Here is a 26,064-nt window from a genome sequence, read left to right as displayed (position 1 = left end):
ACGGGGCCGGAGCCCTGCGGCCGTACGGAGTCAGCTCAGGGCGCGGGCCGCCTCGACGGCCCAGTAGGTGAGGATGTTCCGCGCCCCGGCCCGCTTGATGCCGGTCAGCGTCTCCAGGATCGCCCGCTCCCGGTCGATCCAGCCCTTCTCGGCGGCGGCCTCGACCATCGAGTACTCGCCGGAGATCTGGTACGCCGCCACCGGCACGTCCACCGCGTCCGCGACCCGCGCCAGGATGTCCAGGTACGGGCCCGCCGGCTTCACCATCACCATGTCGGCGCCCTCCTCCAGGTCGAGCGCCAGCTCGCGCATCGACTCGCGGACGTTCGCCGGGTCCTGCTGGTACGTCTTCCGGTCGCCCCGGAGCGAGGAGCCGACGGCCTCCCGGAACGGCCCGTAGAAGGCGGAGGCGTACTTGGCGGTGTAGGCGAGGATCGCCACGTCCTCCCGCCCGATCTGGTCGAGGGCGTCGCGGACGACCCCGATCTGCCCGTCCATCATCCCGCTGGGGCCGACCACGTGGGCGCCCGCGTCGGCCTGCACCTGCGCCATCTCGGCGTACCGCTCGAGCGTCGCGTCGTTGTCGACCCGCCCCTGCTCGTCCAGCACCCCGCAGTGCCCGTGATCGGTGGTCTCGTCGAGGCACAGGTCGGACATGACGAGCAGCTCGTCCCCGACCTCGGCCCGCACGTCCCGGATGGCCACCTGGAGGATCCCGTCCGGGTCGGTCCCGGGCGTCCCGAGGGCGTCCTTCTTCGACTCCTCCGGCACGCCGAACAGCATGATCCCGGAGATCCCGGCCGCCACGGCCTCCGCCGCCGCCTTCTTCAGGCTGTCGCGCGTGTGCTGCACGACGCCCGGCATCGCCGCGATCGGCACCGGTTCGCTCACGCCCTCGCGCACGAAGGCCGGGAGGATGAAGTCGGCGGGGTGCAGCCGGGTCTCGGCGACCATCCGGCGCATGACGGGGGTGGTCCGCAGACGCCGGGGCCGCGTGCCGGGGAAGGATCCGTACGTCGTCATACCACCTACGCTACGCCCGCCCCGGCACCGCCTTTGCCGACGTCGCGTCGGCGGACGGGCCCGCGCGCGGGCGCCTCCGCCCCGGCCGTGGGGGCCCCGCGCCGCCGGAACCCCGCGGGAGGCCGAGTACCGTTCCCCTTCGTCGTGGTCACGTCGTGGACGGGGAGCAGATCATGCGCAGTGCCGCCGTGACCGCCGGGGGCGACCGCATCCGCTGGGTCGAGCTGCCGGGCCGGGACCCGGCGCGCGTCTACGTGCACGGCCTGGGCGCCACCTCCCCCGCCTACTTCACCGCGACCGCCGTCCACCCCCTCCTCGCGGGCCACCGCTCCCTCCTGGTCGACCTGCTCGGCCACGGCCACAGCGACCGCCCCGCCTCGTTCGCCTGCACGCTCGAGGACCACGCCGACGCCCTCGCCGCCGCCCTGCGCGCGGCGCACGTCACCGGCGCCGAGGTCGTCGCGCACAGCATGGGCGGCTCGGTCGCCGTCGTGCTCGCCGTCCGGCACCCCGAACTGGTCTCCCGGCTCGTCCTGGTCGACGCCAACCTCGACCCGCTGCCCCGGGTGCCCGGCTCGGCCGGCAGCAGCGGCATCGCGGCCTACACGGAGGAGGAGTTCGTCACCGGCGGCTGGCGCGAGGTCCGCGACCGCGTGGGCTCCCACTGGTGGTCGACGATGCGCCTGGCGGGCCTGGAGGCCCTGCACCGCAGCGCGTCCCACCTGGTGGACGGCACCGAGCCGACGATGCGCGAGCTCCTGCTCGGCCTGCCGGTCCCCCGCACGTTCCTGTTCCCCGAGGCGGACGCGCCGTTCCCCGGCGCGGACGAACTGACCGCCGCGGGCGTCCCGGTGGTCCCGGTCCCCGACTGCGGGCACAACATCATGCTGGACAACCCGGAGGCGTTCGCCCGGGCGGTGGCGAAGGCACTGGCCTGACGGCCCTTTCGACGCACGTCCGCTTCACCGTCCCTCCCCCTCCGGCCGGGAGGAGAACCGCCGCTTATAATCAGCGTGTTGGCCTTCGGCGCCCCGCGGGAGCGTGCGGAGGCTTTTTTCATGCCCTCAGACACCCCGAAGACCTCCGGACCCACCACCTACCGCGCGTTGCTCCGCAACCGCGAGTTCGCCGGCCTGTACGCGAGCTTCACGCTCACGGTCGCCGCGGGCACCCTCTCGGGCTTCGCCCTCGGCACGCTGGTGGACCACCAGACCGGATCCCCGTTCCTGACGGCCGTGAGCATGTACGGCGCCACCTTCGCGACCGTGCTCGGCGCGATGACGCTGATGTCGGTCGCGGACGGCAGCCGTCCCCGCCGCACCCTCGTCGCGCTCCAGTGCGTCTCGCTGCTGGGCGTGGCCGCGCAGGCGGTCCCGGGGCTGCCGCTGTCCGCCCGCTTCGGCCTCCTCCTGGTCCTGGGCTTCCTCCAGTCCCTCGGGACCGGCACCCGGATGGGGCTGCTCGCCGAGGTGGTGCCCGCCGCCGCGTACGTCCCGGCGCGTTCGCTGATGAACATCACCTCGGGCGGCACGGCCGTCCTCGGCTACGCGCTCGGCGCCGTACTGCTGCGGTACGTGACCCCCCAGGACGTCTTCGCCGCCGCGACGGCGCTGACCGGCGCCGGACTGATCGTGGTGGCGGCGACCGTCCGGGAGCGCTCGATCCGCCCGCCCCGCCGCCCCGGCCTGCGGCAGACCTGGACGACGAACACCGCGCTCCTCTCCCGCTCCGGCCCCCGCGCCCTGCTGCTGAACCTGTGGGTCCCCAACGGCCTGGTCGTCGGCTGCGAGGCCCTGTTCATCTCCTACGCCCCCGACCACGCCGGCGTCCTCCTGGCCGCCGGTTCCGCGGGCATGCTCCTCGGCGACCTGACCGTCGGACGGCTGCTCACCGCCGACCTCCGGCGTCGCTGCGCGTTCGCCCTGCGCCTGCTGCTCGCCGCCCCGTACCTGCTGTTCGCGTTCCACCCTCCCCTGCCGGTGGCGACGGCCGCCGTGTTCGTCGCCGGTGCCGGTTTCGCCGCCACCCTCCCCCTCCAGGAGCACCTCCTGGCGCTGACCCCCGACCCGGTCCGGGGCCAGGTCCAGGGCGTCGAGTCGGCCGGGCGCATGACGTGGCAGGGCATCGGCGCCGCGCTCGCCGGCGGCGCCGCCCAGTACCTCGCCCCCGCCACGACGATCACCGTTCTCTCCGCGGCCTCCGTCGCCGTCACGGTCCTCTCCCGGCCCTTCGTGGCCCGCGTCCGCGCCGTCCACGTCGAGGGGGCCGGCACCTGAGCCGCGCCACACCGCCGGGCCCTGCGCGAGCCGGCCCGGTCACGGCCCGGCCAGGACCCGCTCCACGAACTCCCTCAGCCGTGACCGCAGTTCCTCGCGGTCCGTGCCGCACTCACCCGCGAGGTGTTCGACCAGGTCGGCGCGTACGGCGGCCAGCAGGGCGTGTGCGGTGAAGCCGGGGTCGGCGAGGCCCGGGACACCGGCCAGCGCGGAGCACAGCAGCGCGTGCCACCGCCCGTAGTGCTCCGCCCGGTAAGGGCTGCTGTCGGCCCCCGCCCCCTCCAGCGCCAGCACGAGGTGGCGGTGGTCCAGCTTGAAGCACAGCAGCGCGTCGAGCAGCGCGGGCACGCGCTGCGCCGGCGGCGTGCCGGGGCCCAGCGGCGGCGGCCCGTGCGCCACCGCCGCCTCCAGGGGTTCCAGCCGCGCCGCGTAGAGCGCGCCGATCAGCGCCGAACGGTCGCCGAACGCGCGGAACAGCGTGCCCTTGCCGACGCCGGCCGCCGCCGCGACGTCGGACATCGTGATGTCCCCGGGGCTGTCGCAGTGCGCGAACAGGTCGTCCGCCGCGGCGAGCAGAGCCGCCCGGTTGCGCACCGCGTCCTTGCGCGGCCTGCGCGCGGGCGCGCCGTCCACCGGTCCCGTTCCCATCCTCGACCTCCCGAGCTTGCAAAGCGGACCAGCGGTCCGTATCGTCGCCCCCAGTAAAGCGGACCGACGGTCCGCATTCTACGGGACGGAGACACCCCCATGCCCGAGCACACCCCCGCCTCCCCCGAGGCGCTCTTCCGCCACGGCCTGCGCCTGCTGCTGGACAAGGACATCCCCGCCTGGATCTCCCTGTGGGACGACGACGGCGTCATGGAGTTCCCCTTCGCCCCCGAGGGCTGGCCCCGCCGGCTGGAGGGCAGGGCGGCGATCGCCGCGTACATGCGCGACTACCCCGACCACATCGACCTGCACGACATCCCCGACCTGCGCATCCACCGGACCGACGACCCCGGCACCCTCGTGGTCGAGATGCGCGCGGAGGGCCGCGTGGTCGCCACCGGCGCGGCCTACGACATGACGTACATCGCCGTCGTCACCTTCCGGGACGGTCTGATCACCGGCTACCGCGACTACTGGAACCCGCTCGCCGTGCGCGAGCCCGGCGTCGACTTCGCCGGGAGCGCCCGATGACCCCCACCGGCACCGTCCTCGTCGTCGGCGCCACCGGCACCACCGGAAGCCGCACCACCGCTCAGCTCCTCGCCGCCGGCCACCGCGTCCGCGCCGCCTCCCGCCGGGGCGCCCCGCGCCCGGGCGCGGAACCGGCCCGCTTCGACTGGTACGACCCCGCCGGCCACGACGCCGCCCTCACCGGCACCGACCGCGTCTACCTCGTCCCACCGGTCGGCGACCCGGACCCGGCGGCGGTCATGCTCCCCTTCCTCGAACGGGCCCGGACCCGGGGCGTGCGCCGCGCGGTCCTCCTCAGCTCCTCGGCCGTCCCCGAGGGCGGCCCGGCGGTGGGCAGGGTGCACCGGGCCCTCCCGTCCCTCTTCGACGAGTGGGCGGTGCTGCGCCCCTCCTGGTTCATGCAGAACTTCACCGGCGCCCACCTCCACGCCACCACGATCCGCGAGACCGGCGCCTTCGCCACCGCCACGGGTGACGGCCGCGTCGCCTACGTCGACGCCGACGACATCGCCGCCGTCGCGGTACGCGCCCTGACCGACGACGCCGCCCCGAACCGCGACCTCGTCCTGACCGGCCCCGAGGCCCTCACCCACGACGACGTCGCCACGATCCTCACCGAGGTCACCGGCCGTCCCGTCACCCACCACCGCCTGACCGTCGCCGAGGTCCGCGACCGTCTCACCGAACAGGCCGGCATCCCCCCGGAGTTCGCCGCCCTCCTCGCCGACATGGACCACGCCATAGCCACCGGCGCCGAGTCCCGCACCACGGACACCGTCCACCGCCTCACCGGCCGCCGGGCCCACGACTTCCGCACGGTCGCCGCACGGGAGACCGCGCTCGTCCCCTAGGGACCTCGGCCCTGTCACCAGGAGGAGGCCGCCCGGGCGCCGACGAGGGTGGTCGGGAAGGGGACCTCACCGGCTGCGGGCGTCACCAGGGTCACCGTCGCAGCCCTGACCGTCGTCGCGGGTCTCTCGCTCACCGCCTGCCGGAACGACGGCGCCGCCACGGGGCGGAGCAATGCGTCCGCCCCGTCCACCCCGTCCTCTCCGGACGGCGGTTGGGGCTCGGGCGGTTCGGCTCAGGGCGCCGCGAAGGACTCCGCCGGGAAGGGTCCGGACGAGGGACAGGGCACGATCGCCGGAACCGGCTCCGACGAGGACGGGAAGATCGGCAAGCGCCGGCCAGGGCGGCTGACCCGCGCCCCCGGTACCGGGGTGCGCGACGGGAGGGCGGCGAACACGGGCGGCCGCCGGGGAGCGGGGCCGGACGCCGAAGAGACCGGGGCCGTGATGCGCACGGCCGTAAGGCAGTCGGGCCGGACGGCCTTCCCGCCGTACGCCTCCGAGTGCTGGCGGACGGCACGTGAAAACGGTGGAGCGCCCCCTCCGGGGGGCGCTCCGCCGTCGTCGCCTCAGGTCGTCGACCGGCGCCTGCGCGCCCCGGGCCGCCGCTCGCTCGGCCGGGTCACCGGGTCGCCCGCCTCCAGCGCGGCGGCGCGGCGCCGCGCGCCGAAGTCCGCCAGCGCCTCCGCCAGCTTGTGCACCGACGGCTCGGGGGCCATGACGTCGACCCGCAGCCCGTGCTCCTCGGCCGTCTTGGCCGTGGCCGGGCCGATGCACGCGATCACCGTGACGTTGTGCGGCTTGCCCGCGATGCCCACCAGGTTCCGCACCGTCGACGACGACGTGAACAGCACCGCGTCGAAGCCGCCGCCCTTGATCGCCTCACGGGTCTCCGCCGGCGGCGGCGACGCGCGCACGGTCCGGTACGCCGTGACGTCGTCGACCTCCCAGCCCAGCTCGATGAGCCCGGCGACCAGCGTCTCCGTGGCGATGTCGGCCCGCGGCAGGAAGACGCGGTCGATCGGGTCGAAGACCGGGTCGTAGGGCGGCCAGTCCTCCAGCAGACCGGCGGCCGACTGCTCGCCGCTCGGCACCAGGTCCGGCTTCACGCCGAAGGCGATCAGCGCGTTCGCGGTCTGCTCGCCCACCGCGGCGACCTTGATGCCGGCGAAGGCGCGCGCGTCGAGCCCGTACTCCTCGAACTTCTCGCGGACCGCCTTGACCGCGTTGACGGAGGTGAACGCGATCCACTCGTAGCGGCCCGTCACCAGGCCCTTGACCGCCCGCTCCATCTGCTGGGGCGTGCGCGGCGGCTCGACCGCGATGGTCGGCACCTCGTGCGGCACGGCCCCGTACGACCGCAACTGGTCGGAGAGCGACGCCGCCTGCTCCTTCGTGCGCGGCACGAGGACCTTCCAGCCGAACAGCGGCTTGGACTCGAACCACGCCAGCCGGTCGCGCTGGGCGGCGGCGCTGCGCTCGCCGACCACGGCTATCACCGGCCGGCCGCCGTCCGGGGACGGCAGCGCCTTCGTCTGCTTCAGCGTCTGCGCGATCGTGCCGAGCGTCGCCGTCCAGGTGCGCTGCCGGGTCGTCGTGCCGGCGACGGTCACCGTCAGCGGGGTGTCGGGCTTGCGTCCGGCGGACACCAGTTCGCCCGCCGCGGCGGCGACCGAGTCCAGCGTGGTGGAGACGACCACCGTGCCGTCCGACGCCCCGACCTCCGTCCAGCACCGGTCGGAGGCCGTGCGGGCGTCCACGAACCGGACGTCCGCGCCCTCGGCGTCGCGCAGCGGCACACCGGCGTACGCGGGCACGCCGACCGCCGTCGCGATGCCGGGGACGACCTCGAAGGGCACCCCGGCCGCGGCGCACGCCAGCATCTCCTCGGCGGCGTACACGTCGAGCCCGGGGTCACCGGTCACCGCACGCACGACCCGCCTGCCGCCCCGCGCGGCCTCCATGACAAGATGTGCGGCATCCCTCACCGCGGGGACAACGGCGGTTGTCGACGCGCCGTCAACAACCGTCAACTGGGGCGTGCCCGTGCCCGGAACGGATGACGCGGAGGAACCCGCCGCGTCCGTGTGCACCTCGGCGACGCCCTGCCTGGCGTGCGGGCGCACGACGTCGAGCACCTCGTGCTCGGCGACGAGGACGTCCGCGTTCGCCAGCGCCTCCACGGCGCGCAGGGTCAGCAGTCCCGGATCCCCGGGTCCGGCACCGAGGAAGGTGACGTGCCCGTGTTCCGGAGGGGCGGGAAGGGTGGTGGGGCTCACTGTGCTCGCTCCCCCATCAGACCGGCCGCGCCCTGCGCCAGCATCTCGGTGGCGAGTTCGCGACCGAGCGCCCTCGCCGCCTCCTGCGTCTCGGGCACGGGACCGGTGGTGGACAGCTGCACCAGCGTGGAGCCGTCGGTCGTGCCGACGACGCCGCGCAGGCGCATTTCCTTGACAGTCTGCCTGTCGGCCTGGGGGTCCCCCCGCTCGAGCGGAGCCGAGAGTGGGGGAAGGTCGGCCAGCGCGCCCACGGGGGCGCTGCAGCCGGCCTCCAGGGCGGCGAGCAGGGAACGCTCGGCCGTCACGGCGGCCCGCGTGAACGGGTCGTCGAGCTCGGCGAGCGCGGCGATCAGCGCAGCGTCGTCCGCGCTGCATTCGACCGCCAGGGCCCCCTGGCCGGGGGCGGGCAGAACCGTGTCGACCGACAGGAAGTCGGTCACCTCGTCGCCGCGGCCGATCCGGTTCATCCCGGCGGCGGCCAGTACGACGGCGTCCAGCTCACCGCTGTGGACGTACCCGATCCGGGTGTCGACGTTCCCGCGGATCGGTACCGTCTCGACGTCCATGCCGTGGGCGCGCGCGTACGCGTTCAACTGTGCCATGCGGCGCGGCGAACCGGTGCCGACGCGGGCGCCGCGCGGCAGGTCGGTGAGCTTGAGCCCGTCGCGCGTGACCAGCACGTCGCGCGGGTCCTCGCGCACCGGGATCGCGGCCACGACCAGCTCGTCGGGCTGCGCGGTCGGCAGGTCCTTCAGGGAGTGCACCGCGAAGTCCACCTCGCCGCGCACGAGCGCCTCCCGCAGCGCGGCCACGAACACGCCCGTGCCGCCGATCTGCGCGAGGTGCTCGCGCGAGACGTCGCCGTACGTGGTGACCGGGACGAGCTCGACGGGCCGTCCGGTCACCTGGCTCACGGCTTCCGCCACCTGCCCTGACTGGGCCATGGCGAGCTTGCTGCGCCTGGTCCCCAGCCTCAGTGCCTTCTCAGTCATGCCGGCCCTCGGTTCTCTGGGTTCTTCTCGGTGCTGTCCTCGGCGCGGGAGACGGAGGCCACCGTCTCGGGGTCGAGGTCGAACAGGGTGCGCAGCGCGTCGGCGTACCCGGCGCCGCCGGGCTCGGCGGCGAGCTGCTTGACGCGCACGGTCGGGGCGTGCAGCAGCTTGTCGACCACCCGGCGCACGGTCTGCGTGATCTCCGCGCGGTGCTTGTCGTCGAGGCCAGGCAGCCGCCCCTCCAGGCGGGCTATCTCGCCGGCCACCACATCGGCGGCCATGGTGCGCAGGGCGACCACGGTCGGCGTGATGTGCGCGGCCCGCTGCGCCGCCCCGAACGCCGCGACCTCATCGGAGACGATACGCCGGACCTGGTCCACGTCGGCAGCCATCGGGGCGTCCGCGGAGGCCTCCGCGAGCGACTCGATGTCGACCAGCCGCACCCCGGCGAGGCGGTGCACGGCCGCGTCGATGTCGCGCGGCATCGCGAGGTCGAGCAGGAACAGGACGGGCTCCGGACGCGGCGGCTCGGCCACCGGCTCCGGGCGGCGCCGCTCGGGGATCCGGCCGACGGCCGACGCGGTCGCGGCCAGCGCGCCGATCAGCTCGGCGTCGGCCTCGGGGCCGCGCCTGCCGGCCTCGCGGCGGTCGACGGTGCCGCCCGCCACCCACGCGGCGTGCTGCTCCAGCGTCGCCGCGTCCATGCCGGCGACGGCCGCCTCGCCCATCACCGAGAAACCGGGCCGCACGGCGGACAGGTCCAGCGGGCAGCCCTCCTCGGCGCCGACGGAGGTGGGCGGCAGCACGGCCTCCGCCTCCGGGGCGGGCGCGGCGGCCGGCGGCCGCCCCGTGCGGCTCTCGACTCCCGCGGCGATCGCGTCGGCCGTCAGGACGAGCCCGGTGGCGCCGGTGCAGGAGACGACGACGTCTGCACGTGTCAGTTCGTCCCGCACCGAGTCCATCGGCACCGCCCGGGCCCGCACGTCCGTGCCGTCGACCCCGCCCGGACCCCGCCCGTACTGCTCCTCGAGCAGGCGCGCGAGCCGCTCGGCGCGCTCGTGCGTGCGGTTGGCGACGACGACCTCGGCGACACCGGCCCGCGCGAGGGTGGCCGCGGCCAGCGAGGACATCGAACCGGCGCCGATGACCAGGGCCTTCTTGCCCCGGGCCCAGCTCTCGACGGCCGTGCCGAGGGCGAGCTGCTCCAGGCCGAAGGTGACCAGGGACTGCCCGGCGCGGTCGATGCCGGTCTCGGAGTGGGCGCGCTTGCCGACCCTGAGTGCCTGCTGGAACAGGTCGTTCAGCAGCCGGCCGGCGGTGTGCAGCTCCTGGGCGCGGGCGAGCGAGTCCTTGATCTGGCCGAGGATCTGGCCCTCGCCCACGACCATCGAGTCCAGTCCGCAGGCCACCGAGAACAGGTGGTGGACGGCCCGGTCCTCGTAGTGCACATAGAGATAAGGAGTGAGCTCCTCCAGGCCGACCCCGCTGTGCTGGGCGAGCAGCGTGGACAGCTCGGCGACACCGGCGTGGAACTTGTCCACGTCGGCGTACAGCTCGATGCGGTTGCAGGTGGCGAGCACCGCGGCCTCGGCGGCCGGTTCGGCGGCGACCGTGTCCTGCACCAGCTTGATCTGCGCGTCCTGGTTCAGCGAGGCCCGCTCCAGCACGCTGACCGGGGCGCTGCGGTGGCTCAGTCCGACGACGAGGAGACTCATGCCGGCATCACGGCGGGTACGTCCCCGTCGGGCCCCTGGTCGGTGGCGGACTCCTCGCGGGCGGCGGCCGGGACGGCGGCGGTCTCGGCGGTGGTCTCGGCCGTGGCCTCCTCGCCGGCCTTGCGCTGCTCGTGGAAGGCGAGGATCTGCAGTTCGATGGAGAGGTCCACCTTGCGCACGTCCACGCCGTCCGGGACGGACAGCACGGTGGGCGCGAAGTTCAGGATGGAGGTGACGCCGGCGGCCACGAGCCGGTCGCAGACCTGCTGGGCGGCACCGGCGGGGGTCGCGATCACGCCGATCGAGACGCCGTTGTCCCGGATGATCGACTCCAGCTCGTCGGTGTGCTGCACCGGGATCCCAGCGACGGGCTTCCCCGCCATCGCGGGGTCGGCGTCGATGAGGGCGGCGACGCGGAAACCGCGGGAGGCGAACCCGCCGTAGTTGGCGAGCGCGGCGCCGAGGTTTCCGATGCCCACGATCACGACCGGCCAGTCCTGGGTCAGCCCGAGTTCGCGGGAGATCTGGTAGACGAGATACTCGACGTCGTAGCCGACACCCCTGGTCCCGTAGGAACCCAGGTAGGAGAAGTCCTTGCGCAGCTTCGCGGAGTTGACCCCCGCGGCGGCCGCGAGCTCCTCGGAGGAGACCGTGGGCACCGAGCGCTCCGACAGCGCGGTGAGGGCTCGGAGGTACAGCGGAAGCCGGGCGACGGTGGCCTCGGGAATCCCTCGGCTGCGGGTCGCCGGTCGGTGAGTTCGGCCAGTTGCCACGGTGCTCCTGCGGGTAGAGCGGGGCTTCAGGCGGTCATACGTCCCCGGACCGCCCCGTCGAATGCAGGCTATGTCTTTGTGAACGCGTGCACAAAGATGGTGTCCGATTTGTCCGGCCAACGTGACCGGGCTCACGCAACCCTGGCCCCGTCGCGCGGAACCGGTGCGTCCGCACCGCTGCTCCTTGAGTTCTGGGGGCAAAACCGCACACGCTCCTCCGTGAATCCCGCCCCCGAGACCGAGTCGCCATCGATCCTAAGCGACTTTCCGGCCGGTTTGGACTGATCGGTCAGTCGGTCGGCCGGGACCGGGAGGCGTCAGGAGTCGGTGAGGGCCTTGCGGAGGCGGCCCTCGTTCACGCGCCAGAAGGTGTGCTGCCGGCCGTCGACGAGCACGACGGGGATCTGCTCCCAGTACCGCTCGTGCAGGTCCGGGTCCCGGGTGATGTCCTTCTGCTCCCAGCGGACGCCGAGCTCGTCGCACACCTTCTCCACCACCACCTGCGCTTCGTCGCACAGGTGGCAGCCGGGTTTGCGGACGAGGGTGACGAGCCGGTCCCGCGGGGCGGGCGGGGTGGTGCGGCGGAAGAGAGGGCTCATACCGGCCATTGTCGCGCGTGCGTCAACGACACGGACACGCGGAGTTCACGGCGTTCGAACCTCTCGGCTCGGGAACCGCCGGGTGAACTGGCTATGCTCACGCCATGGCCGCTCTCGGATGGCTCACTCCCCGTAGGCGCTCCGCCACGGCGCGGAGCGTGTTGGCAGGCGAGGCCTCGGCGGAGGCAGCACGCAAGTCCACCCAGGACGTTTCCGCCCGCGAACCGGATTTCCCGGTCCACGGCGACGACCGGGCCGCCGCGTTCTTCGACCTGGACAACACGGTGATGCAGGGCGCCGCCCTGTTCCACTTCGGGCGGGGCCTGTACAAGCGGAAGTTCTTCGAGACGCGCGAGCTGGTGCGGTTCGCCTGGCAGCAGGCGTGGTTCCGGCTGGCGGGCGTCGAGGACCCCGAGCACATGCAGGAGGCCCGCGACTCGGCGCTGTCGATCGTCCAGGGCCATCGCGTCTCCGAGCTGCAGTCCATCGGCGAGGAGATCTACGACGAGTACATGGCCGAGCGGATCTGGCCGGGGACGCGGGCGCTCGCCCAGGCGCACCTGGACGCGGGACAGAAGGTGTGGCTGGTCACGGCGGCGCCGGTGGAGATCGCGCAGGTGATCGCGCGCCGGCTGGGCCTGACCGGGGCGCTGGGCACGGTGGCGGAGTCGATCGACGGCGTGTACACGGGCAAACTGGTGGGCGAGCCGCTGCACGGGCCGGCCAAGGCGGAGGCGGTGCGCGCGCTGGCGCTCGCGGAGGAGCTGGACCTGAGCCGCTGCGCGGCGTACAGCGACTCGCACAACGACATCCCGATGCTGTCGCTGGTGGGCCACCCGTACGCGATCAACCCGGACTCCAAGCTCCGCAAGCACGCGCGCCGGATGGACTGGCGGCTGCGCGACTACCGCACCGGCCGGAAGGCGGCGAAGGTCGGCATCCCCGCGGCGGCGGGCGTGGGCGCGGTGGCGGGCGGCACGGCGGCGGCCATCGCCCTGCACCGCAAGCGCCGCTGAAACGATCGTCCGGGAAATCCGGGAACTCCGGGAACTCCGGGAACAGGGACACCGCCTCGCCGGGAAACACGGCCGATCCGACTGCTGTACCCCGCAACCCCCCTGCCCAGTCCTGTTGGCTGAACACGGCCACAACTCGCCCGTACCGAACCGGAATGTGAAGCGTTTCGGTCAACAACCGGTCACTCTCCGGTGCGCGAGAGGGCGGCAACCGGTTACGGAAGCGACGTAATCGGTGATTTGAGCAACTGGGCGTAGCAGCGCCTGTACGAAGCGTTATTCTCCTCAGACGCAAACCGGCACTCCTCCGTCGCTACGACGGGTGAACGGTCCGGTACTGCATGTGATGGAAGCTCTGCCTCTGGGAGTCCCGTGTACCCACACGTCGGGGTTGACGCCTCGGGCCTGGCTACGCTGCGCGCGACAGTCGCGACAGCCCGAGACATGTTGCGCGGCATCGTCCCCACCGCGCACGCCGTCCCCGCATTCGCCACCGCCCCCGTCGGCCCGTGCTACGCCCTCGCCGACGGCCTCGAGCAGGTGCCGGCGCGCAGCGCCGTCGCCGAGGGGCGGCGGTCGGGTGACGGACGGGCGGCCGGCAGGCGGGGGCGCCCCTCCGGCCCGGCCACCGCGCGCCGCCCCGCCGCCGACAGCGACAGCGCCCGGATGATGGACCTGGTGGAGCGCGCCCAGGCCGGCGAGGCCGACGCCTTCGGACGGCTCTACGACCAGTACAGCGACACCGTGTACCGGTACATCTACTACCGGGTGGGCGGCAGGGCGACCGCCGAGGACCTCACCAGTGAGACCTTCCTGCGGGCCCTGCGCCGTATCGGCACCTTCACCTGGCAGGGGCGCGACTTCGGCGCCTGGCTCGTGACCATCGCCCGCAACCTGGTCGCCGACCACTTCAAGTCCAGCCGCTTCCGGCTCGAGGTCACCACCGGGGAGATGCTCGACGCCAACGAGGTCGAGCGCTCCCCGAGGACTCCGTCCTCGAATCACTGTCCAACGCCGCCCTCCTCGATGCCGTACGACGACTCAACCCCCAACAGCAGGAGTGCGTCACGCTCCGGTTCCTCCAGGGTCTCTCCGTCGCCGAGACCGCCCGGGTGATGGGCAAGAACGAGGGTGCCATCAAGACCCTCCAGTACCGGGCCGTCCGCACCCTCGCCCGGCTCCTCCCGGACGACGCGCGCTGACCGGAGCGGCCGGAGCCGCCCGCACACGCTCAGCGACCCTCAACTCACGTTCCGTGAAGCCTCGTTGGCTTCCTCATTCGGCCGTCCGACGTCCGTAACCCAAGTGCCGCGCCGCTCGTTGTGCGGGATACAGGCTCCCTGTGGTCACCCCCTGACCGGCTCCGATCACCCGATCGTGTGGACGCGGTCGGGGCGTGGAACCCTCAGGACCCCCTGGGGAGTCGACCGTCATGACGAGAGGAGGTGCCGCCAGTGATCGCGAACGTATCGGCGCACCGGCGGGCGAACGCCTTCGCCCAGGCCCTGGAGGAGCAGTCCGACCGGGGCACGGCGGCCGAGCAGTCCGAAGGATCGACACCGGCCCCGGCCGCCCCGGAGAGCGAACAGGCGCGGCTGCTCACGCTCGCCTCCGGTCTCGGCGCGCTGCCCAGGCCGGAGCTGGATCCCGAGGTCAAGGTCGTCCAGCGGGCCCGGCTGGTGGCCGCGTTCGAGGCCATGCTCCAGGAGGGCACCGCGGCGGGCGAGGCGACGGACCTGTCCGTGCCCGAACAGCGCTCGCGCCGGGCCCGGGGCGCACACCGGGCGACCCCCCTGGGCAGACTGCGACCACGGTCGCGGCTGGCCAAAGGGCTCACCGCGAGCGGGATCGGCGTCGGCGTCGCCGCCGGCGCCCTCGGCGGAGTCGCCGCCGCCAGTTCCGACGCCCTGCCCGGCGACTCCCTCTACGGCCTCAAACGCGGCATCGAGGACGTCAAGCTCGGCCTCGCCGACGGCAACGCCGAGCGCGGCCGGATCCACCTCGACCACGCCTCCACCCGCCTCAACGAGGCCCGCCGGCTGATGGAGCGCGGACGCAGCGGCCCGCTGGACCACGAGTCCCTCGGCGAGATCCGCCGCGCCCTGTCCGGCATGCGGCACGACGCCTCCGAGGGCCACCGGCTGCTGCGCGAGGTGTACGAGCGCGACCCGGACTCCCTGGGTCCCATGCGGGAGCTCTCCTCCTTCTCCGAGGCGCACCGCGGCACCTGGGGCACCCTGCGCGACCGACTGCCGGTGCAGCTGGGGGACGTCAGTGAGCAGGTGTCGTCGGTGTTCGACGCCATAGACCAGGACGTCGCCCCGCTGCAGTCCCTGCTCCCCCCGTCCCCGTCCCGCGGGGACGACGGCAGCGGGCGGCGGCACGACTCCGGCCCGACACCCGGCACCCCGTCCGCCACGGGCTCCTCACCGGCTCCCGGCACCGGCGGCAGCGGGACCCCCGACGGGAGCGGCACCGGCAGTCACGGGCCCAGCAGCTCCGCCGGCGCCGACACCGAGAGCGACGGCCTGCTCGGCGGCGACACCGGCGACCTGCTCGACCCGCCTCAGGAGGACGGCGCCGGCTCCTCGGCGCCGGACCCGGACGGCGTCACACCGCCCCCCGCACCCGACGTCACCCTCCCGCCGCTCCTGCCCGGCCTGCTCCCGGGCCTGGGCATCGACGCGGAGGACGCGGAATAGCACCCCGGGGGCGCCCCTTTCCCGGGGCGCCCCCGGGGTCGTACGCGGCCCCTCGGGCCCCGTCCACCACCGGAGCCGTCCGGAACACTCGGAGCACCTGGGGCGTCCGGAACGCCTAGAAGAACACCGACCTGCGCTGCACCAGCAGCTTGTAGAGCGTGTGCTGGATCTGCTCCCGCACCTGGTCGGTCAGGTTGAACATCAGCATCGGGTCCTCCGCCGCCTCCGGCGGGTACCCGTCCGTCGGGATCGCCTCCCCGAACTGGATCGTCCACTTCGTGGGCAGCGGAATCGCGCCGAGCGGCCCCAGCCACGGGAAGGTCGGCGTCAGCGGGAAGTACGGGAAACCCAGCAGCCGCGCGAGCGTCTTCGCGTTGCCGATCATCGGGTAGATCTCCTCCGCCCCGACGACCGAGCACGGGACGATCGGGACGCCCTGGCGCAGCGCGGTGGACACGAACCCGCCCCGGCCGAACCGCTGGAGCTTGTACCGCTCGCCGAAGGGCTTGCCGATGCCCTTGAAGCCCTCCGGCATCACCCCCACCAGCTCGCCCCGGCCGAGGAGGCGTTCGGCGTCCTCCGTGCAGGCCAGGGTGTGCCCGAGCTTGCGGGCGAGCTCGTTCACCACCGGCAGCACGAACACCAGGTCGGCCGCGAGCAGCCGCAGATGACGGCCGGCCGGGTGGTGGTCGTGCACGGCGACCTGCATCATCAGGCCGTCCAGCGGCAGCGTCCCGGAGTGGTTGGCGACGATCAGGGCGCCGCCCTCCGACGGGATGTTCTCGACGCCCTTCACCTCCACCCGGAAGTACTTCTCGTACATCGGGCGCAGCAGGGACATCAGGACCTGGTCGGTGAGCTCCTCGTCGTAGCCGAAGTCGTCGACCTCGTAGTCCCCGGTGAGGCGGCGGCGCAGGAAGGCCAGGCCGCTCGCGATCCGCCGCTCCAGTCCACCGGCGCCGTCGCCGGCCGGCTCCGGGAGCGGCCCCCGGGGCGGCTCTTCCCCACGGGGCACGGGGCCGCCCTCCCCCGCGGCCGCCACGCCCGGCAGGGGCTGCACCTCTCCCACCGCCGCGGGCTGCGTGCCCGGGCGGCGGCTCCCCGCACCGCCCCGGCGGCGCGGCGGGCGCTGCGCGGCGCCCCCGCGGGAACGGTCGTCGTCGAACGGAATGACCTTGGCGTCCGCCATCGTTGCTGCGCTCCTCAGTTGGCGCTCTGCGTCGGGGGTGACCGCTGCCCGGCAGGGGCAGTGCGGCGATCCGGTCGACGGCCCTCGCAAGGACCTCCGGCGGAAGCAGCCCGGGGCCGCGGCTGCGCACGAAGTCCCCAAACGTTTCCGCAGTCGTGTATTTCGGGGTGAAGCCCAGCGTCTCGCGCATCTGGTCCGTCGCCACCACCCGCCCGTGCGTGAGCAGCCGGATCTGCTCGGGCGAGAAGTCCGTCATCCCCAGCGTACGCACCAGCGAACCGGCCCAGGTGACCGCGGGAAGCAGCAGGGGCACGGTGGGCCGGCCGAGCCGCCGGGAGCACTGGGAGAGCAGCAGGACGCCGTCGCCGGCAATGTTGAAGGTGCCGCTGTTGAGGGTGGAGCGCCTCGGTTCGTGCGAGCCGATCCGCAGCACCTCGATCACGTCGTCCTCGTGCACGAACTGCAGCCGCGGGTCGTAGCCGAACACGGTCGGCAGGACCGGCAGCGAGAAGTACGCGGCGAGCGGGGTGTCCGCGGCGGGACCCAGGATGTTGGCGAACCTCAGCACGCACACCGCGACGTCCGGGCGGCGCCGCGCGAAGCCGCGCACGTACCCCTCGACCTCGACCGTGTCCTTCGCGAAGCCACCGCTGGGCAGGGACTTGGGCGGGGTCGTCTCGGTGAAGACCGCCGGATCGCGGGACGCGGAGCCGTAGACGTTCGTACTGGACTTCACGACCAGCCGCTTGACGTTCGGGGACTTCTGGCAGGCACCGAGCAGCTGCATGGTGCCGATGACGTTGGTCTCCTTGAGCGTGGCCCGGCTGCCGCTGCCGAGCGGCGTGCCCGTGACGTCCAGGTGGACGACCGTGTCGGCGCCCGACTCGGCGAGCACCCGCGCGATGGTCGGCTGGCGGATGTCGGCCTGGACGAAGTCGGCACCGCCCAGGTGGTGCTCGGGCGGGACCGCGTCGACCGCGACGACCCGGTCCACCTCGGGATCACGCTGGATCCGCCGGACGAACCGGCCTCCCAGCTGACGGGCCACTCCGGTCACGAGCACGACTTTTCCCAAGATCAGCGCCTTCCTCTCGCCCTGCCCCGACGGCCAACTTAGCGGGTGACCGTCGCTCTGTGGTGCCCCGCGGATGCGTGAAGTGACGGCTTCCCCGGACGTACGAACGGCAGTGGCCCCCCACCGGAGTGCGGTGGGGGGCCACTGGACACGCTTGCGCGGTGCCGCTTACTTCTTGTTGCGGCGCTGGACGCGCGTGCGCTTGAGCAGCTTGCGGTGCTTCTTCTTGGCCATCCGCTTGCGCCGCTTCTTGATAACAGAGCCCACGACTACCCTCGCTCACTTCTCATCACTCGGTGTTTGGGCGCCATGGGCCCACACGACCTACGAGGGGCTAGCCTACCCGCCCGAGCGCTGAGGTCGTAATCGAGGTGACCGGGGAGTCCCACGAGTGCCCTGAACGGGACTCCCCGACACGCCGTCAGGCGGTTTCCACCCCCACATAGCTCTCGCGGAGGTACTCGTGAACCGCTTGCTCCGGGACGCGGAAGGACCGCCCCACCCGGATCGCGGGCAGATGACCGCTGTGCACCAGCCGGTACACGGTCATCTTCGACACTCGCATCACCGAGGCGACTTCCGCCACGGTAAGGAACTGAACCTCGTTCAGAGGCCTCTCGCCAGCTGCAGCCATGACACACCTGAACCTTCCGCACTCGACGGCCACCGGCTTCCCCTTCCGGTGACTCTTCGTCGCTGCGTGCTCACTCCCCAATGTAGGGGCGGGTGATGCGAGTGGGGAAGAGGTGCACCCATCGGCGGCCTACTGTGACAGACACGCTCGTTTGAGTACGTAGCGGGTCAGCGGCAGGTAGTAACCGGCCCGCGCGCCGTCATCAAGTGGAACGACGACGGACACCGCCCCCTCGGCTTCCCCGACGAACGGGGCCGGGTCGTTCACATCGGCCAACGCGACGGCCTCGAACCCCAGCTGACCTGCTCCGCAGGCCCAGCCGTGGTCCCCGATCACCAACTCCGGAAGCGGCCCGCCGGCCGCCGCGGCCGCGTCGAGCGCGGTCCGAACCGGGAGGGGGGAGTGCGTGTGTGCGCCGGGCTCACGACCGGGGCGTTCCGGGGCGGCTCCGCGGACGAGTCCGACTCCCCGTACGTAGTCGAGGTTGTACGTGCGTAGACCGAACCGGGTCGTTATGTCGACACAGCGACCCTGCGCCGGGGTGAGGACGGCACATCCCGCCGCCGACAGCGCGTCTGCGAGGGCGGCGTAGAAACCGAGCAGCCGGTGCGGGTGACCGGTGCCGAGGAGGACGGGCGCGCCCCGCCGGGCGGCGGCCGCCAGCCGCCCCGCGCAGGCGTCCAGGGCGGCCAGGGTCCGCTCGGGGTCGATCACCTCATGGCCGGAGGTGTGCCGGGGATCGGCCGAGACCCCGCACCTCTGCGCCATCAGCGCGAGCAACTCCCGCTCCTCCCATGCCCCTTCGGGATCCAGCCCGATCAGCACCCGCGGGTCCCGGGCGGCGAACAGCCGGTAGCTCCGCAGGCTCTCCTCCCGCGTGGTGCCCACGACCCCGGCGAGCCGGGCGGTCAGGAGGTGGGCACGGAGGTCGGCGGTGGTCAGCACGGACACGATGGTGCGGGACACGGGGGCGGGGCGCGGCCGGAACCGGGGAACACCGCACGGTCGGCGTAACGGCCCCTCAGACCTCCCGGCACACGTGCCCGCGGGCCCGTGCGGTCCGTACGGCCCACGCGGCACACGCCCCAACCGGCGCGACGGACCTGCGGGCCTACGCCAGCAGCCCCCGCAGCGGGAACACCGCGCGCCGCGCCGCCAGGATCGCCTGGTCCAGGCGGTCCGCCGGGTCGTACCCCGCGTCCCACGCGGCCCAGGAGACCGGCCACCGCCCGTCGGTCATCCGGCGCGGCGCCGGCTGCCGGGTCCGGGCGTAGACCTCCTGCCGCCAGCCCTCGGGGATCACCGTCGTGGGGTCCACGGGCCGCCCGGCCGCGATCCCCACCAGATGGGTCCAGGACCGCGGCACGACCTCCACCACCGCGTATCCGCCACCGCCCAGCGCCACCCACCTCCCGTCGGCGTGCGCGTGCGCGAGCTCGTGGCAGGCCGCCTGCACCGCGCGCTGCGCGTCCAGCGACACCGCCAGGTGCGCCAGCGGATCCTCGAAGTGGGTGTCGGCCCCGTGCTGCGTCACCAGCACCTGCGGCCGGAACTCCGCGAGCAGCTCCGGCACGACGGAGTGGAACGCCCGCAGCCACCCGGCGTCCCCGGTCCCGGCCGGCAGGGCCACGTTGACCGCGCTGCCCTCCGCGACCTCCGCCCCCGTCTCCTCCGGCCACCCGGTCTGCGGGAACAGCGTCCGCGGGTGTTCGTGCAGCGAGATCGTCAGTACCCGCGGGTCCTCCCAGAACGCCGCCTGCACCCCGTCCCCGTGGTGCACGTCGACGTCGACGTACGCGACCCGCTCGGCCCCCAGCTCCAGCAGCCGGGCGATCGCCAGCGAGGCGTCGTTGTACACGCAGAAGCCGGAGGCGGCCCCCGGCATCGCGTGGTGCAGCCCGCCCGCGAAGTTCACCGCGTGCAGCGCGTCCCCGCGCCACACCGCCTCCGCCGCCCCCACCGACTGCCCCGCGATCAGCGCCGACACCTCGTGCATCCCCGCGAACGCGGGATCGTCCATCGTCCCCAGCCCGTACGCCGGGTCCGCCGACCCCGGGTCCGCCGACGCGGCCCTCACCGCGTCGATGTAGTCCTGCCGGTGGACGAGCCGCAGCGTCGACTCCCCGGCCGCCTTCGCCGCGACCACCTCCACCTCACGGTCGAGCCCGAGGGCACCGACCAGACTCCGGGTCAGCGCGAGCCGGACAGGATCCATCGGATGGTCCCGGCCGAAGTCATAGTTCGTCACTGCCTCGTCCCACATCAGCTGTGCGCGGCCGCTCATGCCCGCCACCGTATCGGTCCGGTTGAGCCGCGAACGACCTGGCGCACACCAGCGTCACCAGGACCAACACCATCGGCACGAGCATCGCCCCGCGGTGGCTCCAGGCGTCGCCGAGCGCACCGACCAACGGCGAACCGATCAGGAAGCCCACGTAATTGAAGACGTTGAGGCGCGCCACGGCCGCGTCCGAGGTCCCCGGGCCGTGGAGCTCGAGGGCGCGCCGCCCCGCCGCCGCGAACGTCTGCGGCACCAGCACGCAGAGCCCCAGCCCCAGCAGCGTGAACCCCAGCATCCCCGCCCACGCCCCGGGCGCCCCGGCCACCACGGCGAACCCCGCCGCCGCCACCACCGCCCCGGCCCGCACGACCGCCACCGCCCCGAACCGCCGCACCCCGGCGTCCCCGATCGCCCGCCCCAGCAGCGTGGTGACCATGTAGACGTTGTACGGAACGGTCGCCAGCTGCTCCGAACCCCCCAGCACGTCCTGGAGGTACTTCGCGCTCCAGTTGGACACCGTCGAGTCCCCGATGTACGCCACCGTCATCACCAGGCATAACGGCACCAGCCACCCGAGCCCGGCGGCCCTGCCCTCCCCCGCCGCGCTCCCGGGCGCCGCGCCCTTCGCCGGCGGCTCGTCCCCGGCCACCGGCCGGCCGCCCCTGTCGACGTACCACCGGCTCCCGACCAGCGCGGCCGGCAGCAGCACCAGCACCACCGGCAGGTACGACACCCACAGCGCCAGCTCCTCGTGCGCCCCCACCCAGGCGAGCGACGCCCCGACGATCCCGCCCAGGCTGTACGCGGCGTGGAACCCGAGCATGATGCTGCGCCCGTACGCCTGCTGCAGACTCACCCCGAGCATGTTCATCGAGGCGTCCAGCGCCCCCACCGCCAGCCCGAAGGCGGCCAGCGCCACGCCCAGCCCGGCCAGGTGCTCCCCCGCCCCGACCCCGAGCAGCGCCAGCAGCACCACCGGCTGCGACCACCGCAGCACCCGGCTCGGCGGCACCCGCCTCACCAGCCGCTCCGTCGTGACGCTCCCGATGCCGGCCAGGACCGGCACGGCGGCGAGGAAGACGGGCAGCAGCGCGTCGGAGACCCCGTACCGGTCCTGGACGGCCGGAATCCGCGTCACGAGCAGAGCGAAGGCGACGCCCTGGACGAGGAAGCCGAACGCCAGCGAGAGCCTGCCGCGCCGCAGCACATCAGTCATGGCGGCGAGCGTAGGACTCCGGTGTACCCGTGGGTAGATCCGGCCAAAGGTGAATCTTCCTCAGTTCCCGTCGAGCAGCCCGGCCAACTCCCGCATGTCCCCGAAGAGTCGAGTGGTCCCGGTGAGCTTCTCCGCGGGCGTCATCGCGGTGAACCCGTACACGTCCATCCCGGCCGCGACCGCCGCCCGGACGCCCAGCGGACTGTCCTCGACGACCACGCAGCGCTCCGGTGCCACCCCCATCCGCTCGGCCGCGTACAGGAACAGATCCGGCGCCGGCTTCCCCCTGCCCACATCCTGTGAACTGAAGATCCGCTCATCGTCGAACCACCGGTCGAGCCCTGTCGTCCGATGCCCCACCCGGATCCGCTCATGGCTCCCGGACGAGGCCACGCAGTACGGCACCGCGTCCGCGGCCAGCTTCTCGAGCACCTCCACGGCACCCACCACCGGCTTCAGCTCCCGCTCGAACGCGGCGAAGACCCGGGCGTGGAACACGTCGTCGAAGTCCGCCGGCAACCGCTGCCCGGTCCGCTCCACGACCAGATCGTGCACGCGGTGCATGGCGGAACCCATGTAGTCGCGGATGGATTCCTCGTACGACGTGGGATGCCCGAGCTCGGTGAGATAGGCGGCGAGAAGCCGGTTGGAAATGGGCTCGCTGTCGACGAGAACACCGTCGTTGTCAAAGATGACGAGGTCATAGCGCATGATCCGACCCTAAACGCAGAAAACCCCCGTGCCGAACGGCACGGGGGTTTCCATCAAGAATTGTTCGGCGGCGTCCTACTCTCCCACAGGGTCCCCCCTGCAGTACCATCGGCGCTGTAAGGCTTAGCTTCCGGGTTCGGAATGTAACCGGGCGTTTCCCCTACGCTATGACCACCGAAACACTATGAAACAATCAACAACCGGCTTCGGGTTGTTCGTGGTTTCAGAACCAACACAGTGGACGCGAGCAACTGAGGACAAGCCCTCGGCCTATTAGTACCGGTCAACTCCACACGTTACCGTGCTTCCATATCCGGCCTATCAACCCAGTCGTCTACTGGGAGCCTTACCCCATCAAGTGGGTGGGAGTCCTCATCTCGAAGCAGGCTTCCCGCTTAGATGCTTTCAGCGGTTATCCCTCCCGAACGTAGCCAACCAGCCATGCCCTTGGCAGAACAACTGGCACACCAGAGGTTCGTCCGTCCCGGTCCTCTCGTACTAGGGACAGCCCTTCTCAAGACTCCTGCGCGCACAGCGGATAGGGACCGAACTGTCTCACGACGTTCTAAACCCAGCTCGCGTACCGCTTTAATGGGCGAACAGCCCAACCCTTGGGACCGACTCCAGCCCCAGGATGCGACGAGCCGACATCGAGGTGCCAAACCATCCCGTCGATATGGACTCTTGGGGAAGATCAGCCTGTTATCCCCGGGGTACCTTTTATCCGTTGAGCGACGGCGCTTCCACAAGCCACCGCCGGATCACTAGTCCCGACTTTCGTCCCTGCTCGACCCGTCGGTCTCACAGTCAAGCTCCCTTGTGCACTTACACTCAACACCTGATTGCCAACCAGGCTGAGGGAACCTTTGGGCGCCTCCGTTACCCTTTAGGAGGCAACCGCCCCAGTTAAACTACCCATCAGACACTGTCCCTGATCCGGATCACGGACCCAGGTTAGACATCCAGCACGACCAGACTGGTATTTCAACGACGACTCCACCCGAACTGGCGTCCGAGCTTCACAGTCTCCCAGCTATCCTACACAAGCCGAACCGAACACCAATATCAAACTGTAGTAAAGGTCCCGGGGTCTTTCCGTCCTGCTGCGCGAAACGAGCATCTTTACTCGTAGTGCAATTTCACCGGGCCTATGGTTGAGACAGTCGAGAAGTCGTTACGCCATTCGTGCAGGTCGGAACTTACCCGACAAGGAATTTCGCTACCTTAGGATGGTTATAGTTACCACCGCCGTTTACTGGCGCTTAAGTTCTCAGCTTCGCCCACCCGAAGGTGAGCTAACCGGTCCCCTTAACGTTCCAGCACCGGGCAGGCGTCAGTCCGTATACATCGCCTTACGGCTTCGCACGGACCTGTGTTTTTAGTAAACAGTCGCTTCTCGCTGGTCTCTGCGGCCACCCCCAGCTCCGGCAGCAAGTGCCGTCACCGGATGTGGCCCCCCTTCTCCCGAAGTTACGGGGGCATTTTGCCGAGTTCCTTAACCATAGTTCACCCGAACGCCTCGGTATTCTCTACCTGACCACCTGAGTCGGTTTAGGGTACGGGCCGCCATGAAACTCGCTAGAGGCTTTTCTCGACAGCATAGGATCATCCACTTCACCACAATCGGCTCGGCATCAGGTCTCACCCTCATGAGTGGCGGATTTGCCTACCACTCGGGCTACACCCTTACCCCGGGACAACCACCGCCCGGGCTGGACTACCTTCCTGCGTCACCCCATCACTCACCTACTAACCGCTTGGGCCGGCGGCTCCACCACTCCCCTTCACCCGAAGGATCCGGGGCGGCTTCACGGCCTTAGCATCACGATGCTCGGTGTTTGACGCTTCACAGCGGGTACCGGAATATCAACCGGTTATCCATCGACTACGCCTGTCGGCCTCGCCTTAGGTCCCGACTTACCCTGGGCAGATCAGCTTGACCCAGGAACCCTTAGTCAATCGGCGCACACGTTTCTCACGTGTGAATCGCTACTCATGCCTGCATTCTCACTCGTCAACCGTCCACAACTCGCTTCCGCGGCTGCTTCACCCGGCAGACGACGCTCCCCTACCCATCACAGCACCCGTTGGGGCTTATTGCTGCAATGACACGACTTCGGCGGTACGCTTGAGCCCCGCTACATTGTCGGCGCGGAATCACTAGACCAGTGAGCTATTACGCACTCTTTCAAGGGTGGCTGCTTCTAAGCCAACCTCCTGGTTGTCTGTGCGACTCCACATCCTTTCCCACTTAGCGTACGCTTAGGGGCCTTAGTCGATGCTCTGGGCTGTTTCCCTCTCGACCATGGAGCTTATCCCCCACAGTCTCACTGCCGCGCTCTCACTTACCGGCATTCGGAGTTTGGCTAAGGTCAGTAACCCGGTAGGGCCCATCGCCTATCCAGTGCTCTACCTCCGGCAAGAAACACACGACGCTGCACCTAAATGCATTTCGGGGAGAACCAGCTATCACGGAGTTTGATTGGCCTTTCACCCCTAACCACAGGTCATCCCCCAGGTTTTCAACCCTGGTGGGTTCGGTCCTCCACGAAGTCTTACCTCCGCTTCAACCTGCCCATGGCTAGATCACTCCGCTTCGGGTCTTGAGCGTGCTACTGAAGCGCCCTGTTCGGACTCGCTTTCGCTACGGCTACCCCACCCGGGTTAACCTCGCAACACACCGCAAACTCGCAGGCTCATTCTTCAAAAGGCACGCAGTCACGAGACACCAGCAAGCTGATGTCCGACGCTCCCACGGCTTGTAGGCACACGGTTTCAGGTACTATTTCACTCCCCTCCCGGGGTACTTTTCACCATTCCCTCACGGTACTATCCGCTATCGGTCACCAGGGAATATTTAGGCTTAGCGGGTGGTCCCGCCAGATTCACACGGGATTTCTCGGGCCCCGTGCTACTTGGGTGTTTCTCAAGCGAGCCGTACAGATTTCGACTACGGGGGTCTTACCCTCTACGCCGGGCCTTTCGCATGCCCTTCGCCTATCCATACGGTTTCTGACTCGCCGACCAGCCGGCAGACTGATCAAGAGAAATCCCACAACCCCGCATGCGCAACCCCTGCCGGGTCTCACACGCATACGGTTTGGCCTCATCCGGTTTCGCTCGCCACTACTCCCGGAATCACGGTTGTTTTCTCTTCCTGCGGGTACTGAGATGTTTCACTTCCCCGCGTTCCCTCCACACTGCCTATGTGTTCAGCAGCGGGTGACAGCCCATGACGACTGCCGGGTTTCCCCATTCGGACACCCCCGGATCAAAGCCTGGTTGACGACTCCCCGGGGCCTATCGTGGCCTCCCACGTCCTTCATCGGTTCCTGGTGCCAAGGCATCCACCGTGCGCCCTTAAAAACTTGGCCACAGATGCTCGCGTCCACTGTGCAGTTCTCAAACAACGACCAACCACCCGTCACAACCCGCCGAAGCGGACCTTTACCGGGGCCGGCAACCGAGAGACGACCGTGCGGCCGTGCCCTCAGACACCCAACAGCGTGCCCGACACGATCAGCCGACCAGATCAGCGTTCCACGCTCCGAAGAGC

20 protein-coding genes, 2 rRNA genes and 2 pseudogenes are annotated in these 26,064 nt (G+C 71.2%); 7 read left to right on the top strand and 17 right to left on the bottom strand.

All coding sequences use genetic code 11. The features are described 5' to 3' along the window. Positions 1-30 precede the first annotated feature (30 nt). The gene (gene hemB / locus GL259_RS22020) at positions 31-1,023 is read right to left on the bottom strand and encodes a porphobilinogen synthase (protein WP_159535082.1); all 993 of its coding nucleotides are present in this window, start codon (positions 1,021-1,023) and stop codon (positions 31-33) included. Between the two features lie 173 nt (positions 1,024-1,196). Here hemB and GL259_RS22015 point away from each other — a divergent pair, with 173 nt between their 5' ends. Together GL259_RS22015 and GL259_RS22010 are read left to right on the top strand one after the other, a co-directional pair. After that, a complete protein-coding gene (locus tag GL259_RS22015; protein ID WP_159535081.1) occupies positions 1,197-1,961 on the top strand; it encodes an alpha/beta hydrolase in 765 nt (254 codons plus the stop codon). 120 nt (positions 1,962-2,081) lie between these two features. Then, positions 2,082-3,299, top strand: coding sequence for a hypothetical protein (locus GL259_RS22010; protein WP_159535080.1), 1,218 nt, complete (start codon positions 2,082-2,084; stop codon positions 3,297-3,299). A 39-nt stretch (positions 3,300-3,338) separates the two neighbouring features. On the opposite strand, the gene GL259_RS22005 is transcribed toward GL259_RS22010, so the two are convergent. Next, positions 3,339-3,947, bottom strand: coding sequence for a TetR/AcrR family transcriptional regulator (locus GL259_RS22005; RefSeq protein WP_159535079.1), 609 nt, complete (start codon positions 3,945-3,947; stop codon positions 3,339-3,341). A 99-nt stretch (positions 3,948-4,046) separates the two neighbouring features. On the opposite strand from GL259_RS22005, the gene GL259_RS22000 reads away from it, so the two are divergent. Next, positions 4,047-4,478: a nuclear transport factor 2 family protein gene (locus GL259_RS22000; protein ID WP_159535078.1), complete on the top strand. Its 432-nt coding sequence runs from the start codon at positions 4,047-4,049 to the stop codon at positions 4,476-4,478. Then, positions 4,475-5,329 carry an NAD(P)H-binding protein gene (locus tag GL259_RS21995; RefSeq protein ID WP_159535077.1) on the top strand — a complete coding sequence of 285 codons (855 nt, stop codon included), beginning with the start codon at positions 4,475-4,477 and terminating at the stop codon, positions 5,327-5,329. Before GL259_RS22000 ends, GL259_RS21995 begins: the two co-directional genes overlap by 4 nt. 566 nt (positions 5,330-5,895) lie before the next feature. Here GL259_RS21995 and GL259_RS21990 read toward each other — a convergent pair. From GL259_RS21990 to GL259_RS21970, 5 genes are all read right to left on the bottom strand, one after another. Then, positions 5,896-7,605, bottom strand: coding sequence for a bifunctional uroporphyrinogen-III C-methyltransferase/uroporphyrinogen-III synthase (locus GL259_RS21990; protein ID WP_159535076.1), 1,710 nt, complete (start codon positions 7,603-7,605; stop codon positions 5,896-5,898). Next, positions 7,602-8,597, bottom strand: coding sequence for a hydroxymethylbilane synthase (gene hemC, locus GL259_RS21985; protein ID WP_159535075.1), 996 nt, complete (start codon positions 8,595-8,597; stop codon positions 7,602-7,604). Before hemC ends, GL259_RS21990 begins: the two co-directional genes overlap by 4 nt. Further along, positions 8,594-10,312 (bottom strand): glutamyl-tRNA reductase, encoded by a 1,719-nt coding sequence (locus GL259_RS21980; RefSeq protein ID WP_159535074.1) that lies wholly within the window; start codon positions 10,310-10,312, stop codon positions 8,594-8,596. The genes hemC and GL259_RS21980 overlap by 4 nt, the downstream gene beginning before the upstream one ends. After that, the gene (locus tag GL259_RS21975) at positions 10,309-11,085 is read right to left on the bottom strand and encodes a redox-sensing transcriptional repressor Rex (protein WP_159535073.1); all 777 of its coding nucleotides are present in this window, start codon (positions 11,083-11,085) and stop codon (positions 10,309-10,311) included. Before GL259_RS21975 ends, GL259_RS21980 begins: the two co-directional genes overlap by 4 nt. Positions 11,086-11,402: 317 nt before the next feature. Beyond that, positions 11,403-11,684 (bottom strand): glutaredoxin family protein, encoded by a 282-nt coding sequence (locus tag GL259_RS21970; RefSeq protein ID WP_159535072.1) that lies wholly within the window; start codon positions 11,682-11,684, stop codon positions 11,403-11,405. Between the two features lie 104 nt (positions 11,685-11,788). On the opposite strand from GL259_RS21970, the gene GL259_RS21965 reads away from it, so the two are divergent. The 3 genes and pseudogenes from GL259_RS21965 (at position 11,789) to GL259_RS21955 (ending at position 15,402) form a co-directional block, all read left to right on the top strand. Then, positions 11,789-12,700, top strand: coding sequence for an HAD-IB family hydrolase (locus GL259_RS21965; protein WP_159535071.1), 912 nt, complete (start codon positions 11,789-11,791; stop codon positions 12,698-12,700). Positions 12,701-13,144: 444 nt separating this feature from the next. Beyond that, positions 13,145-13,902: pseudogene (locus GL259_RS37750) on the top strand (ECF subfamily RNA polymerase sigma factor, BldN family). Positions 13,903-14,154: 252 nt separating this feature from the next. Then, positions 14,155-15,402 (top strand): DUF5667 domain-containing protein, encoded by a 1,248-nt coding sequence (locus GL259_RS21955; RefSeq protein ID WP_159535070.1) that lies wholly within the window; start codon positions 14,155-14,157, stop codon positions 15,400-15,402. Positions 15,403-15,517: 115 nt separating this feature from the next. Here the strand turns inward: GL259_RS21955 and GL259_RS21950 are convergent, their stop codons facing one another. The 10 genes and pseudogenes from GL259_RS21950 to GL259_RS21905 all read right to left on the bottom strand — a co-directional run bounded on the left by GL259_RS21950 (position 15,518) and on the right by GL259_RS21905 (position 25,882). Beyond that, positions 15,518-16,591: a lysophospholipid acyltransferase family protein gene (locus GL259_RS21950; protein ID WP_159535069.1), complete on the bottom strand. Its 1,074-nt coding sequence runs from the start codon at positions 16,589-16,591 to the stop codon at positions 15,518-15,520. A 34-nt stretch (positions 16,592-16,625) separates the two neighbouring features. Further along, a pseudogene (locus tag GL259_RS21945) lies at positions 16,626-17,666 on the bottom strand (NAD-dependent epimerase/dehydratase family protein); the annotation flags it as partial. A gap of 168 nt (positions 17,667-17,834) precedes the next feature. After that, positions 17,835-17,933, bottom strand: a complete 99-nt coding sequence (locus GL259_RS21940; RefSeq protein WP_003948845.1) for an AURKAIP1/COX24 domain-containing protein — start codon at positions 17,931-17,933, stop codon at positions 17,835-17,837. A 154-nt stretch (positions 17,934-18,087) separates the two neighbouring features. Continuing rightward, positions 18,088-18,300: a helix-turn-helix domain-containing protein gene (locus tag GL259_RS21935; RefSeq protein WP_004984898.1), complete on the bottom strand. Its 213-nt coding sequence runs from the start codon at positions 18,298-18,300 to the stop codon at positions 18,088-18,090. 129 nt (positions 18,301-18,429) lie between these two features. Further along, complete coding sequence (locus GL259_RS21930) at positions 18,430-19,245, bottom strand: phosphatase (protein ID WP_159535068.1); 816 nt, start codon at positions 19,243-19,245, stop codon at positions 18,430-18,432. 166 nt (positions 19,246-19,411) lie between these two features. Continuing rightward, a complete protein-coding gene (locus GL259_RS21925; protein WP_159535067.1) occupies positions 19,412-20,584 on the bottom strand; it encodes an acetoin utilization protein AcuC in 1,173 nt (390 codons plus the stop codon). Further along, positions 20,535-21,797 (bottom strand): MFS transporter, encoded by a 1,263-nt coding sequence (locus GL259_RS21920; RefSeq protein WP_159535066.1) that lies wholly within the window; start codon positions 21,795-21,797, stop codon positions 20,535-20,537. The genes GL259_RS21925 and GL259_RS21920 overlap by 50 nt, the downstream gene beginning before the upstream one ends. Before the next feature lie 60 nt (positions 21,798-21,857). Beyond that, the gene (locus tag GL259_RS21915; RefSeq protein ID WP_159535065.1) at positions 21,858-22,508 is read right to left on the bottom strand and encodes an HAD family hydrolase; all 651 of its coding nucleotides are present in this window, start codon (positions 22,506-22,508) and stop codon (positions 21,858-21,860) included. A 62-nt stretch (positions 22,509-22,570) separates the two neighbouring features. Then, positions 22,571-22,687 (bottom strand): 5S ribosomal RNA (gene rrf / locus GL259_RS21910). 74 nt (positions 22,688-22,761) lie between these two features. Further along, a 23S ribosomal RNA gene (locus GL259_RS21905) occupies positions 22,762-25,882 on the bottom strand. Between the last annotated feature and the right edge of the window lie 182 nt (positions 25,883-26,064).

Source organism: Streptomyces sp. Tu 3180 (assembly GCF_009852415.1).
Lineage (GTDB): Bacteria > Actinomycetota > Actinomycetes > Streptomycetales > Streptomycetaceae > Streptomyces.
This window is presented reverse-complemented; position numbering and strand designations above follow the sequence as displayed.

Excerpts from the sequence above, each read along its gene's own strand:
- hemB (WP_159535082.1), bottom strand. The coding sequence starts at position 1,023 with ATGACGACGTACGGATCCTTCCCCGGCACGCGGCCCCGGCGTCTGCGG.
- GL259_RS22015 (WP_159535081.1), top strand. The coding sequence starts at position 1,197 with ATGCGCAGTGCCGCCGTGACCGCCGGGGGCGACCGCATCCGCTGGGTC.
- GL259_RS22010 (WP_159535080.1), top strand. The coding sequence starts at position 2,082 with ATGCCCTCAGACACCCCGAAGACCTCCGGACCCACCACCTACCGCGCG.
- GL259_RS22005 (WP_159535079.1), bottom strand. The coding sequence starts at position 3,947 with ATGGGAACGGGACCGGTGGACGGCGCGCCCGCGCGCAGGCCGCGCAAG.
- GL259_RS22000 (WP_159535078.1), top strand. The coding sequence starts at position 4,047 with ATGCCCGAGCACACCCCCGCCTCCCCCGAGGCGCTCTTCCGCCACGGC.
- GL259_RS21995 (WP_159535077.1), top strand. The coding sequence starts at position 4,475 with ATGACCCCCACCGGCACCGTCCTCGTCGTCGGCGCCACCGGCACCACC.
- hemC (WP_159535075.1), bottom strand. The coding sequence starts at position 8,597 with ATGACTGAGAAGGCACTGAGGCTGGGGACCAGGCGCAGCAAGCTCGCC.
- GL259_RS21980 (WP_159535074.1), bottom strand. The coding sequence starts at position 10,312 with ATGAGTCTCCTCGTCGTCGGACTGAGCCACCGCAGCGCCCCGGTCAGC.
- GL259_RS21970 (WP_159535072.1), bottom strand. The coding sequence starts at position 11,684 with ATGAGCCCTCTCTTCCGCCGCACCACCCCGCCCGCCCCGCGGGACCGG.
- GL259_RS21965 (WP_159535071.1), top strand. The coding sequence starts at position 11,789 with ATGGCCGCTCTCGGATGGCTCACTCCCCGTAGGCGCTCCGCCACGGCG.
- GL259_RS21950 (WP_159535069.1), bottom strand. The coding sequence starts at position 16,591 with ATGGCGGACGCCAAGGTCATTCCGTTCGACGACGACCGTTCCCGCGGG.
- GL259_RS21935 (WP_004984898.1), bottom strand. The coding sequence starts at position 18,300 with ATGGCTGCAGCTGGCGAGAGGCCTCTGAACGAGGTTCAGTTCCTTACC.
- GL259_RS21925 (WP_159535067.1), bottom strand. The coding sequence starts at position 20,584 with ATGAGCGGCCGCGCACAGCTGATGTGGGACGAGGCAGTGACGAACTAT.
- GL259_RS21920 (WP_159535066.1), bottom strand. The coding sequence starts at position 21,797 with ATGACTGATGTGCTGCGGCGCGGCAGGCTCTCGCTGGCGTTCGGCTTC.
- GL259_RS21915 (WP_159535065.1), bottom strand. The coding sequence starts at position 22,508 with ATGCGCTATGACCTCGTCATCTTTGACAACGACGGTGTTCTCGTCGAC.